We start from the raw sequence: 11,473 nt of genomic DNA, 5'->3' as shown, positions 1-11,473 counted from the left end.
CCCCCCTCGGACGGTGGCGGGCGCCCCCCTTCGTAACCAAAACAGGCGCCCGGCCGAACATCAGTCTTGCGTAAGCGCCCGGCCGGGAGGCCATACTTCCGCAGCCAGGCCCAAGTTCCAGCACAGCGAGGAATGGAATGCCCCAGCCGCAACGATCGCCCGGGCGCTCCGCCCTCGGGTCGTTGATCCTGATAGCAGCCGTCGTCGGGGCCGGGGGCGCGGCCTTCGCCTACACGGCCGGATGGCTCTCGCCCCAGCGCCTCACCCCAGAAAAGCTGGTGTCGGCCCTGGCGCCGCCCGGCGGCCCCGACCTCGGCCATCGCCGCAACCACGCCAAGGGCATCTGCTTCACCGGCGTCTTCGAGTCCAACGGTGCCGGGGCGGAGCTGTCGAAGGCCCAGGTCTTCGCCAAGGGCGAGTATCCGGCCCTCGGACGCTTCAACCTCGCCACCCCCGAGTTCAAGGCCGTGGACGCCACGGTCCGGGTGCGCGGGCTGGGGCTGCAGATCTCGACACCGGACGGGCAGGAGTGGCGCAGCGCCATGATCGACCCGCCTTTCTTCCCGGTGGCGACGCCCGAGGCCTTCTACGAGCTGCTGACCGCCTCCGGCAGCAAGGACCCGGAGGCGCTGAAGGCCGTGGTCGCGGCGCATCCGGAAATCGCCGCCTTCGGCGGCTGGGCGCAGAGCGCGCCCTGGACCGGCAGCTATGCCGAGGAGCGGTTCAACAGCCTCAACAGCTTCGTCTTCACCGACGGCTCCGGCACCGCGCATACGGTGCGCTGGTCGCTGCTGCCGGCCGCCGCGCCGGTGGCGGTGCCGCATGACCAGCTCGAGAAGCTCGGCCCCGATTTCCTGGAGCAGGACATCACCCAGCGCGTCGCCGCCGGGCCGCAGCGCTGGACCCTGGCGGTCACCGTCGCCAATCCGGGCGACCCAACCGCGGATCCGAGCAAGGCATGGCCCGCGGATCGCCGCACCGTCGAGGTCGGGACCCTGGTGGTGCAGAAGATCGAGGCCGAGCAGGACGGCCCCTGCCGCGACATCAATTTCGACCCGACCGTCCTGCCCGCGGGCATCAGCCCCTCGGACGATCCGTTCCCGGCCGCGCGGTCGGCCGCCTATTCCCGGTCCTACAATCTCCGCACCGCGGAGCATGACGCTTATCCGGGATCCTCGACGGGAGCCAAGCCATGATCACGGCCCGCCGGCACTTCACCGCTTCCCAGCGCCTGCTGCACTGGCTGCTGGCCGCCTGCATCCTGGCCATGCTGTTCATCGGTGTCGGCATGGTGTCCACCGTCGCGCCGAAATACCTGACGCTGGTGGCGATCCACAAGCCGCTCGGCATCGCCATCCTGGTGCTGGTGCTGATCCGCGTGGTGCTGCGGCTGCGCTACGGCGCGCCGGCGCTGCCCGCCGACCTGCCCGAGCCGATGAAGCTGGCCGCGCATCTGTCGCACCTCGCCTTCTACCTGCTGATGATCGCCATGCCGCTGATCGGCTGGGGCATGCTGTCCGCCGCGGCCTATCCGGTGGTGCTGTTCCCGGGCGTGACCCTGCCGCCGATCCTGCCGCAGAATGCCGGGCTGCATGCGCTGCTGTGGACCGCGCATGTCTATCTGGCCTTCGCCTTCTTCGCGCTGATCCTGCTGCATGTCGCGGCGGCGCTGTACCACGCCCTGGTGCGGCGCGACGGCGTGTTCGAGGCGATGGCGCCCGTGCCGGCGCGTGACGAGGCGACACGCCCCGGGCCGCAGGCCGTCTGATCCGTCACCTCTCCGGCCCGCCCGTCCTCGTAGTGAACGGGAACGGGCCGGAGAGGTGACGCCGGTCTACCCCGCGCCCCCGCCCTCCTTGATCCGGCAGAAATAGTCGGGCGCGCCCATCTGGCCGCCCTTCAGCGCGATCTCCAGCCCGGCCAGCGCCGGGTCGTCGCCATGCGCCCGGAACAGCGCGGCCCCCGGCACCGTCGGCGCCAGTGCCGTCAGGGCATGGATGCCGAGGACGCCGGCGCCGTGGCCGGAAGTGTCGCCTCCGGCGATGATGCCGCGCTTCAGCCGAGCCCGCTTCAGCACCCGCTTCAGCGCGGTGCCGAGGCCGGTGCCGATACGCTCATTGACCGCGGCCGGGTCGGCCCCGGAAGCGGCGAGCGCCTGGTTCAGCGCCACCACGGCCGGATCGTCGGGGCCGCGCGCGGTGAACAGCAGCGGGTCGCGCCCGGCCTCGATCGCGGCCAGCGCGGCGTCGACCGCGCGGCCGATCTCGCCGGCCCAGGCCGCCGCGTCGACAGCGTGGCGGGCATCGACCGGGATCGGCTGGAAGCCTCGCTCCAGCGCATGGGCGATCTGGGCCGCGGTCTGCGGCGCGCAGGAGCCGGAGACGACCGCGACATGGTCGACCGCCCCGGCGCTGGGCGCCGATGGCGACGGTGCGATCAGCCCCTCCCGCCGCCAATAGGCCAGCAGCGCGTATTCCAGCCCCTGGGAGCCGATCGCGAACAGCCGCTTGCCGCGATTGCGCCAGATCAGGCCGCCGACCGCGGCGAGGTCGGCCTCGTCGACGACATCGAAGGCGACGATCTCGGCGCCGGCCGCGATCTCCCGCTCCAGTGCCGCCTCGCCCCGGCCGGAGCGCAGGGCGGTCAGATCGATGAGGCCGAAGGATCGCTCCGTCTGCTGCGCCAAGTGCCGCCGGATGTCGGCTTCGCCCATCGGCGTCACCGGATGGCGGCTCATCGTCGGGTGGCGGTCGAGGCGGTGGGCGGCGCCGTCGAAGCCGGCGAAGAGGTTGCCGAAGCACTGCCACCGCCCGATCGCCGGCGCCGCGACCACGAAGGGATGCCAGGCGCCGCCGAGACGCGGCACGGCAAGGTCGGCGGCCTTGCCGATCGACCCGACATGCGGCGCGGAATCGAGGGTCGAACAGATCTTGTACTGCGCGATCGGCGCGCCGAGCCCGGCGAGGGCGTCGAAGACCGGCGGCAGGTGCCGCTCCATCCAGGCGGGATCCTTCGACCGCGCCACCCCGGCGATGCCGATGCCGCGATAGCCGGCGAAGGCGGCCAGCCGCCGCGGTGTCGGGATATCGAGGAACAGCACCGAGGGCACGCCGCCGAAGGTCAGCACCTCCATCACCGCGGCGGCGCCGGTGAAGTCGTCGCCATACCAGGAGACCAGCGGGCCTGTGGGGAGGCAGGAGGTCATGGCCGGGGACCTCCGGACCAACGAGTCCCCCCTCCCCTCGCGGGAGGGGGGTAGGGGGAGGGGGTTTTCGCAGCACACTCCGGCCCGGACGACCGGAGACCGGTTTGGATGCCGCATTCAGGTCCATACGCATTCGCGCGCGGACGCGCGCAGACCCCTCCCCCTGCCCCCCTCCCGCAAGGGGAGGGGGGACTAAAAGAAAGCGGGAGGCTGGGAGCCAGTCCGAAACAATCTCTCATCCCCGATACGCCTCCAGCGCCTGGGCCAAAGCAGGCCGGGTGCGGGCGTAATCCGCCAGCGGCACGCCGTCGACCGTCGCTTCCCAGGCCTGGCGCAGCGCGGCGACGCCGGCGGCCGGGCCGTCGGGATGGGCCATGATGCCGCCGCCGGCGGCGAAAATCAGGTCGGTCGAGCCCAGCGCCTGCCAAGTGCCGGGCGCCTGCCGCACCGTCTGGCCGGAGGAGAAGACCGGCATGATCGGGCACGGCTTGTCCGGGAACAGCGGCGCCAGGCAGGCGCGGGCCGAGGCGATGACGCTGTCGTCATCCTCCGAGAACTTGTTGGCCAGGCCGTTGACATGGATGTGGTCGGCCCCCGCCAGCCGCCAGACCTTGTGCCAGGCGGTGAAGCTGAAGCCGAGCAGCGGGTGGCGCGACAGATACCCCCAGCCGTTGCGATGGGCGTGGATCGGCAGCGCGCTGTGGCAGCCCAGCGCGATCATGCCGGCGAGCCCGACCGAATTGACGCTGGCCATGACGCAGGTGCCGCCCAGCGCCAGCACCAGGTCGTGCCGGCGCCGCATCTCGTCCAGGTCGCCGGTCAGGTTGAAGGCGACCATCACCTTGCGGCCCTTGCGCTCGGCGACGTCGTTGACCGCGCGCATCACGGCCCGGGCGCGGTCCTCGAACGGGCAGGCCGGGCCGTCGGCCTGCAGCTCATCATCCTTGATGAAGTCGATGTCGGCCTCGGCCAAAATGCGGACCAGTTCCGCCGTCTCCTGCGGCCCCAACCCGACGCTGGGCTTGATGATGGTGCCGATCAGCGGCCGGCCCTCGACTCCCGCCAGGCGCCGCGTGCCGGCGATGCCGAAGCGCGGCCCGGCATAGGAAGTGGCGAAGGCGGGTGGCAGGCGGATATCGAGCAGCTTCAGCCCCGAGAACTGCTTCAGCTCGAACAGGTTTCCGGCCACCGTCGCCATTAGGTTCGGCAGCGACGGCCCGAGATTGGCCAGCGGCCAGGACAGGGTTATCCGCGCCCGGACGATGGGGCCCGTCCCGCCCGCGCCAGGCAGCGACGGCACCGCGGCCTCGCCGACCACCTCCAGCCGCTCGACCCGCGCCGCCGATCGCTCCTTCAGCGCCGGCGTCTCGCCCGGCACCGCGACGAAGGTGCCGGAGGACTGCTCCCCCGCCATCGCCTCGGCCGCCGCCCGCGGGTCATGGGCCGTCTCGATCAGGTAGTCGGCCTCGATGCGCTCCATCCCCTGCCCTCTCATCCGCCACCGATAAGATCATACTGATTGACTCATCATACCAGTTGTCTTACTCGTCTCGGCAAGAACCTGGCAAGAGAGGGGGCGCCCATGACGTCGATCGCGTTGTTCGGGGCTGGCGGCAAGATGGGCTTCCGGCTGTCCAGCAACCTGAAGGGGTCGCGCTTCGACGTGCGCCATGTCGAGGTCGGCGAGGCCGGCCGCGCCCAGCTGAAGGCCAGGCTGGGCATCGACTGCGTCCCGGCCGAGGCGGCGCTGGACGGCGCCGATGTCGTCATCCTGGCCGTGCCCGACACGCTGATCGGCAAGGTCGCCGCCGGGATCGAGAAACAGCTCCGGCCCGGCACCATGCTGGTGGCGCTGGACGCGGCCGCCCCCTTCGCCGGCCACCTGCCGAAGCGTGACGACCTGACCTATTTCGTCACCCATCCCTGCCATCCGCCGATCTTCAACGACGAGACCGAGATGGCGGCGAAGACCGACTATTTCGGCGGCATCGCGGCCAAGCAGCACATCGTCTCCGCCCTGATGCAGGGGCCGGAGGAGGCCTATGCCCTGGGCGAGGAGATCGCCCGCGTGATCTGGGCACCGGTGATGCGCTCGCACCGCGTCTCGGTCGAGCAGATGGCGCTGCTGGAGCCCGGCCTGTCCGAGACCGTCTGTGCCACGCTGCTGGTGGTGATGCGCGAGGCGATGGACGAAGTCGTGGCCCGCGGCGTCGCCCATGACGCGGCCCGCGACTTCCTGCTGGGCCATCTGAATGTGCTGGCCTCGGTCATCTTCGACGAGCGCGAGGGCGTGTTCTCCGACGCCTGCAACAAGGCGATCGAGTTCGGCAAGCCGGTGCTGATGCGGCCGGACTGGAAGCGGGTGTTCGAGCCGGACGAGATCGCGGCCAGCATCCAGCGCATCACCTGAGATCCGGCGGGCTGCAGGCCCGAACCGGGCGGGACAACGAAATCCACAGGGAGGATCATATGCGTTTCACCAAGGCGCTTCTCGCCGCCGGCATCGCCGGCACCCTGGCCCTGGGCTTCGGCGTCGCGGCGCAGGCGAAGGACTTGGTCGCCGTCATCACGCCGTCGCACGACAACCCCTTCTTCAAGGCCGAGGCCGAGGGCGCCCAGAAGCGGGCCCGGGCGCTGGGCTACGATACCATCGTCCTGGTTCATGACGACGACGCCAACAAGCAGATGGAGCGGATCGACAGCGCCATCGCCCGCGGCGCCAAGGCGATCATCCTCGACAATGCCGGGGCCGACGCCACGGTGGCGGCGGTGCAGAAGGCGAAGGATGCCGGCATCCCGTCCTTCCTGATCGACCGCGAGATCAACGTCACCGGCGTCGCCGTCGCGCAGATCGTGTCGAACAACTACCAGGGCGCCCAGCTGGGCGCGCAGGAGTTCGTCAAGCTGATGGGCGAGAAGGGCAACTATGCCGAGCTGGTCGGGCGCGAGGCCGACACCAATGCCGGCATCCGCTCGCAGGGCTATCACGACGTCATCGACGACTATCCCGACCTGAAGATGGTCGCCCGCCAGTCGGCCAATTGGAGCCAGACCGAGGCGTTCGCGAAGATGGAGTCGATCCTGCAGGCCCATCCCGACATCAAGGGCGTGATCTCCGGCAACGACACCATGGCGATGGGCGCCTGGGCGGCGCTGACCGCGGCCGGCCGCACCGACGTCATCCTGGTCGGCTTCGACGGCAGCAACGACGTGCGGGATTCGATCCGGCAGGGCGGAATCAAGGCGACCGTGCTGCAGCCGGCCTACCGCCAGGCCGAGCTGGCGGTCGAGCAGGCCGACCAGTACCTGAAGACCGGGAAGACCGGCCAGCCCGAGAAGCAGCTGATGGACTGCCTGCTGATCACGCCCGACAACGCCGGCAAGCTGGAAACCTTCGCGATGAAATAAGCGATTGTCGAGGCAGGAGCCCCGATATGGCGCTTCCAAAATCGTCATGGCGAGGAGGGAGGCGCCGCCTTGAGCCCGGTACCGGCTTTTCCGCGGACGTACTCCGGTTGCCTCTCCCGATTGCGAAGGCCTCTCAGACTTCCAACACCGTCATTGCGAGCGCAGCGAAGCAATCCATACAGCAGCTTGCCCGGCCCGATGGACTGCTTCGTCGGCTTCGCCTCCTCGCAATGACGGTGGAGGACGGGTGTTGTGAAAGGGCCTCTTCCGCGTCCGGCGGGAGAGGCAAAACAAAGCCGGCCCTATCGTCCGGTCGTGCGCTTGGCCTGACAATCGCGGTCCTGGCCGCCGGCCTGCCGCTGGCCGCCTGCAAGCTCGTGAAGAACGAGCCGCCGCAGGTGGCCTCGGCGGCCGCGACGGGCAGCATCGCGACCTCATTCGACAACCCGGCCTTCGACCCGGAGAAGACGGTCGAGGAGATCTGGCAGCCGAAGCTGCTGCCCTATCTCCACGGCAAGGCCGGGCCTTTCGCCGAGGTGCGGCAGGCGGTGCAGAGCAGTCCGGACGAGGCCGAGAAGCGCTTCGGCCACCGGGCGGTGGACAGCATGCCCTGGACCGTGGCGGCGACGATCGAAGGCAGGATCATAGCGGCCGACACGGGCACGCGGGCGGCGACCATCGATGTCGACGCGGATGGCGACGGCGCGGCCGACCTGACCGTCCAGATCGGCCCGGTGTTCAAGGGCACGGCGCTGCGCGACAGCATCGACTTCATCTCCTTCAACAGCTTCGCCAACCAGATCGAATACGCCAAGTTCGGCAAGGCGCTGAACGCCCATATCTACGACACCACGCTGGCCGCCCTGCCCCGGAACAAGCTGGTGGGGCGGACGGTGACGCTGCTGGGCGTCTTCACCCTGGACGACCCGAAGGCCAAGCCGCTGGTCACCCCGGCCGAGCTGAGCCTGGGGGCGGCGCCGTGACCACCGCGGACGCGCCGGCGCTGCAGGTCGAGGAGGTGACCAAGGTCTATCCCGGCACGGTGGCGCTGAAAGGCGTCGACTTCACCGTGCATCGCGGCGCGGTCAACGTCCTGGTCGGTGAGAACGGCGCGGGCAAGTCGACGCTGATGAAGATCATCGCCGGGGTCGAGCAGCCGACCGAGGGCCGAATCCTGGTCGACGGCCGGCCGGTGGTGCTGCACAGCCCGCAGGATGCCGCCCGGCACGGCATCGGCATCGTGTTCCAGGAGCTGAACCTCTGCGCCAACCTGTCGGTCGCCGAGAACATCTTCATGGCGCGCGAGCTCAAGGGCGGGCTGCGCGGCATCGACCATCGCGGCCAGAACCGCCGGGCGGCGGCGCTGCTGCGGCGGCTGGAGCACGACATCGACCCGCGTGCCGAGGTCGGCGACCTCGGCATCGGCCAGCAGCAGATCGTCGAGATCGCCAAGGCGCTGGCACAGGACGCCCGCATCCTGATCATGGACGAGCCGACCTCGGCCCTCAGCGCCGCCGAGGTCGAGATCCTGTTCCGGGTGATCGCCGAGCTGAAGGCGCAGCAAGTCGCCATCGTCTACATCTCGCACCGGCTGGAGGAGCTGGTGCGGATCGGCGACTTCATCACCGTGCTGCGCGACGGCCGCATCACCGGCCATGAGCGGATGGGCCGGATCGACGTGCCCTGGATCGTGCGACAGATGGTCGGCTCCGCCATGAAGGATTTCGCGGCGCCGGGCGACCGGCCGCCGGGGGCGGAGGTGTTCCGGGCCGAGGGCATCTGCCTGCCGCGGGCGTCCGGCGGCTATGCCGTCGACCATGTCTCGCTGTCGCTGCGGGCGGGCGAGATCCTCGGCCTCTATGGGCTGATGGGCGCCGGGCGGACCGAGCTGTTCGACTGCATCATGGGCCGCCACCCCTATGCCCGCGGCGCCATCTATCTCGACGGCGAGCGGGTGACGGCGCGCGACGTCACCGGGCGGATCCGTCGCGGCCTCGCCATCATCCCGGAGGACCGGCAGCGCGACGGGCTGGTGCCGATCCTGTCAGTGGCCGAGAACCTGACCCTGTCCAGCCTGCGGCGCTTCCTGCGCGGCTTCCATCTGCGCCGGTCGGCCGAGACCGAGGCGGCGCGGCGGTCGATCCGCGAGCTGGCGATCAAGGTGTCGGATCCGGGCATCGAGGTCAGCGCGCTGTCGGGCGGCAACCAGCAGAAGGTGGTGATCGGCAAGGCGCTGATGACCGGCCCGCGGGTGCTGCTGATGGACGAGCCCAGCCGCGGCATCGATGTCGGCGCCAAGGCCGAGATCTTCCGGGTGATGCGCGACCTTGCGTCCCGGGGCCTCGGCATCCTGTTCGCCACCTCGGACCTCGAGGAGGTGATGGCGCTGTCGGACCGGATCGCGGTGATGAGCAACGGCCGGCTGGTCGAGACCTTCGACTGCGCCACGGCGACCGAGGACCGCGTCGTCGCGGCGTCGGCCGCCGGGCATGGACCGGCCTTCAGGGAGGAGGCGCGCGCATGATGGCAGCGGACAAGGCCGCCGGGCGGGAGGGGTGGAGCGGCGACGCGATCGCGCTCCATCTGATGAAGCTGCGCACCTTCATCGCGCTGTTCGCGGTGCTGATCGTGTTCTCGGCGATCGCGCCGAACTTCCTCAGCGCCGCCAACCTGATCCTGATGTCGAAGCATGTGGCGCTGAACGCCTTCCTGGCGATCGGCATGACCTTCGTCATCATCACCGGCGGCATCGACCTGTCGGTCGGGTCGATCGTCGGGCTGTGCGGCATGGTGGCGGGCGGGCTGATCCTGCACGGCATCGACCTGTCGGCCCTCGGCTTCGGCTACACCCTCTACTTCAACGTGCCCGAGATCATGCTGATCACCCTCGCCCTCGGGGTGGTGATCGGCGCGATCAACGGCCTGCTGATCACCCGGCTGAAGGTGGCGCCGTTCATCGCCACTCTGGGCACGCTCTATGTCGCACGGGGCGCGGCTCTGCTGCTGTCCGACGGCGCCACCTTCCCCAACCTGGCGGGCAAGGAGGAGCTCGGCACCACCGGCTTCGCCACGCTGGGCGCGGGCACCCTCCTCGGCCTGCCGCTGACCATCTGGCTCCTGATCCTGGTCGCCGCCGGGGCCGCCTATCTCGCCGCGCGCACGCCGCTGGGCCGGCACATCTTCGCCGTCGGCGGCAATGAGCGCGCGTCGGGGCTCTCAGGCGTCCGGGTCAACCGGGTGAAGATGTTCGTCTACATGTTCTCCGGCTTCTGCGCCGCGCTGGTCGGGCTGATCATCTCCTCTCAGCTGATGGCCTCGCACCCGGCGACGGGCGAGACCTTCGAGCTGAACGCCATCGCCGCGGCGGTGCTGGGCGGCACCTCGATGTCCGGCGGGCGTGGCACGATCGGCGGCACCATCATCGGCGCCTTCGTCATCGGCATCCTGTCGGACGGCCTCGTCATGATGGGCGTCAGCTCGTTCTGGCAGACCGTGATCAAGGGCCTCGTGATCATCGCCGCGGTGGTGGTCGACCAGGCGCAGCGCCGGCTGCAGCAGCGCGTGGTGCTGCGCCGCATGGCGCGAGAGGGCTGAGGCGATGCTGCGCGGCGCCCTGATCGGCTGCGGCTTCTTCGCCGTCAACCAGCTGCACGCTTGGCGCGATGCCGAGGGGGCTGAGATCACGGCGCTGTGCGACCGCGACCCGGCCCGGCTGGAAGTGGCGGGACGCGACTTCGGCATCGCCCGGCTCTATGCCGATGCCGAGGAGATGCTGGCGCGGGAGGCGCCGGACTTCGTCGACATCGCCACCACGGTGGCGAGCCACCGGCCGCTGGTCGAGCTGGCCGCGCGGCACCGGGTGCCGGTGATCTGCCAGAAGCCCTTCGCCGCCACTCTGGCCGACGCGACGGCCATGGTCGCCGTCTGCGAGGCGGCGGGCGTGCCCCTGATGGTGCATGAGAACTTCCGCTGGCAGTCACCGATCCAGGCGGTCCGCCGGATCATCGAGTCCGGCCGGATCGGCGAGGTGTTCTGGGGCCGCGTCTCTTTCCGCTCGGCCTATGACGTGTTCTCCGGCCAGCCCTATCTCGCCACCGGCGAGCGCTTCATCATCGAGGATCTCGGCATCCACAGCCTCGACATCGCCCGCTTCCTGTTCGGCGACGCGACGCATCTCACCGCCCGGACCCGCCGGGTCAACCCGGCGATCCGCGGCGAGGACGTCGCCACCATGCTGCTGGACCATGCGGGCGGAATCACCTCGGTGGTCGACTGCTCCTACGCCACGCGGCTGGCGGTCGAGCCCTTCCCGGAGACGCTGGTCGAGGTCGATGGCAGCGCCGGCACCATCCGGCTGGGCCGGGGCTACAGCATGACGGTCACCGGCCGCGACGGCAGCGAGACGCTCGATGTCTCGCCGCGCCTCCTGCCCTGGGCCAGCCGCCCCTGGCACAACATCCAGGAGAGCGTGGCGGCGATCCAGCAGCACTGGGTCGATTGCCTGCGCGCCGGGCTGGAACCCGCAACCTCCGGCCGCGACAACCTCAAGACCCTCGCATTGGTCGAAGCCGCCTATCGCAGCGCTGCCGCCGGGCGGACGGTCGGCCTGACGGAGCTGCTGTAACCGCTCGACACGCAGCGGTGAGCCGGCGCCGCGCCTGCCGACCGGCCGGCCGATGGCATCGTGCGCAGCGTCGGGAACCTGCGGGGCCGTCGCGCATCCAATATGGTGTAAAACCATGTCCGAGGCTGCAGTCGGGTTCCGATGATGCTGGCGATCGGCGACGACGCGCTTACCGAATCCGAGCTCGTGGACCTCGCCAAGGCCGGCGACCCGGATGCGTTTCGCAGTATCATGCG

The 11,473-nt window shown here is 70.1% G+C and carries 10 protein-coding genes; 8 read left to right on the top strand and 2 right to left on the bottom strand.

The annotated features are described in order from the left end of the window. The first annotated feature begins 137 nt into the window (after positions 1-137). A complete protein-coding gene (locus ABDW35_RS21995) occupies positions 138-1,196 on the top strand; it encodes a catalase family peroxidase (protein ID WP_343716021.1) in 1,059 nt (352 codons plus the stop codon). Then, on the top strand, positions 1,193-1,768 hold the full coding sequence (locus ABDW35_RS21990) for a cytochrome b (RefSeq protein WP_343716020.1): 576 nt from the start codon (positions 1,193-1,195) through the stop codon (positions 1,766-1,768). The genes ABDW35_RS21995 and ABDW35_RS21990 overlap by 4 nt, the downstream gene beginning before the upstream one ends. Positions 1,769-1,834: 66 nt before the next feature. Here ABDW35_RS21990 and ABDW35_RS21985 read toward each other — a convergent pair whose 3' ends face one another. Further along, positions 1,835-3,205, bottom strand: coding sequence for a four-carbon acid sugar kinase family protein (locus tag ABDW35_RS21985; RefSeq protein ID WP_343716019.1), 1,371 nt, complete (start codon positions 3,203-3,205; stop codon positions 1,835-1,837). Positions 3,206-3,440: 235 nt separating this feature from the next. Continuing rightward, positions 3,441-4,685, bottom strand: a complete 1,245-nt coding sequence (locus tag ABDW35_RS21980) for a ribulose-bisphosphate carboxylase large subunit family protein (protein ID WP_343716018.1) — start codon at positions 4,683-4,685, stop codon at positions 3,441-3,443. A 102-nt stretch (positions 4,686-4,787) separates the two neighbouring features. On the opposite strand from ABDW35_RS21980, the gene ABDW35_RS21975 reads away from it, so the two are divergent. From ABDW35_RS21975 to ABDW35_RS21950, 6 genes are read left to right on the top strand one after another with little or no spacing between them, the layout of a single operon-like run. Further along, positions 4,788-5,615 carry a phosphogluconate dehydrogenase C-terminal domain-containing protein gene (locus tag ABDW35_RS21975; RefSeq protein ID WP_343716017.1) on the top strand — a complete coding sequence of 276 codons (828 nt, stop codon included), beginning with the start codon at positions 4,788-4,790 and terminating at the stop codon, positions 5,613-5,615. A gap of 59 nt (positions 5,616-5,674) precedes the next feature. Beyond that, on the top strand, positions 5,675-6,613 hold the full coding sequence (locus ABDW35_RS21970) for a D-ribose ABC transporter substrate-binding protein (protein ID WP_343716016.1): 939 nt from the start codon (positions 5,675-5,677) through the stop codon (positions 6,611-6,613). 26 nt (positions 6,614-6,639) lie between these two features. Further along, positions 6,640-7,596, top strand: coding sequence for a DUF2291 domain-containing protein (locus ABDW35_RS21965; protein ID WP_343716015.1), 957 nt, complete (start codon positions 6,640-6,642; stop codon positions 7,594-7,596). Then, the gene (locus ABDW35_RS21960) at positions 7,593-9,137 is read left to right on the top strand and encodes a sugar ABC transporter ATP-binding protein (RefSeq protein ID WP_343716014.1); all 1,545 of its coding nucleotides are present in this window, start codon (positions 7,593-7,595) and stop codon (positions 9,135-9,137) included. The genes ABDW35_RS21965 and ABDW35_RS21960 overlap by 4 nt, the downstream gene beginning before the upstream one ends. Then, positions 9,134-10,207, top strand: a complete 1,074-nt coding sequence (locus ABDW35_RS21955) for an ABC transporter permease (RefSeq protein WP_343716013.1) — start codon at positions 9,134-9,136, stop codon at positions 10,205-10,207. Before ABDW35_RS21960 ends, ABDW35_RS21955 begins: the two co-directional genes overlap by 4 nt. Before the next feature lie 4 nt (positions 10,208-10,211). Beyond that, entirely contained in the window at positions 10,212-11,237 is a 1,026-nt protein-coding gene (locus ABDW35_RS21950) for a Gfo/Idh/MocA family oxidoreductase (RefSeq protein WP_343716012.1), read from the top strand. Positions 11,238-11,473 lie beyond the last annotated feature (236 nt).

The organism is Inquilinus sp., assembly GCF_039594555.1.
GTDB lineage: Bacteria > Pseudomonadota > Alphaproteobacteria > DSM-16000 > Inquilinaceae > Inquilinus.
This window is presented reverse-complemented; position numbering and strand designations above follow the sequence as displayed.

What these genes read in the sequence shown, in the direction of transcription:
- ABDW35_RS21975 (WP_343716017.1), top strand. Translation starts at nt 4,788, where the DNA reads ATGACGTCGATCGCGTTGTTCGGGGCTGGCGGCAAGATGGGCTTCCGG.
- ABDW35_RS21965 (WP_343716015.1), top strand. Translation starts at nt 6,640, where the DNA reads ATGGCGCTTCCAAAATCGTCATGGCGAGGAGGGAGGCGCCGCCTTGAG.
- ABDW35_RS21970 (WP_343716016.1), top strand. Translation starts at nt 5,675, where the DNA reads ATGCGTTTCACCAAGGCGCTTCTCGCCGCCGGCATCGCCGGCACCCTG.
- ABDW35_RS21955 (WP_343716013.1), top strand. Translation starts at nt 9,134, where the DNA reads ATGATGGCAGCGGACAAGGCCGCCGGGCGGGAGGGGTGGAGCGGCGAC.
- ABDW35_RS21980 (WP_343716018.1), bottom strand. Translation starts at nt 4,685, where the DNA reads ATGGAGCGCATCGAGGCCGACTACCTGATCGAGACGGCCCATGACCCG.
- ABDW35_RS21995 (WP_343716021.1), top strand. Translation starts at nt 138, where the DNA reads ATGCCCCAGCCGCAACGATCGCCCGGGCGCTCCGCCCTCGGGTCGTTG.
- ABDW35_RS21990 (WP_343716020.1), top strand. Translation starts at nt 1,193, where the DNA reads ATGATCACGGCCCGCCGGCACTTCACCGCTTCCCAGCGCCTGCTGCAC.
- ABDW35_RS21950 (WP_343716012.1), top strand. Translation starts at nt 10,212, where the DNA reads ATGCTGCGCGGCGCCCTGATCGGCTGCGGCTTCTTCGCCGTCAACCAG.
- ABDW35_RS21985 (WP_343716019.1), bottom strand. Translation starts at nt 3,205, where the DNA reads ATGACCTCCTGCCTCCCCACAGGCCCGCTGGTCTCCTGGTATGGCGAC.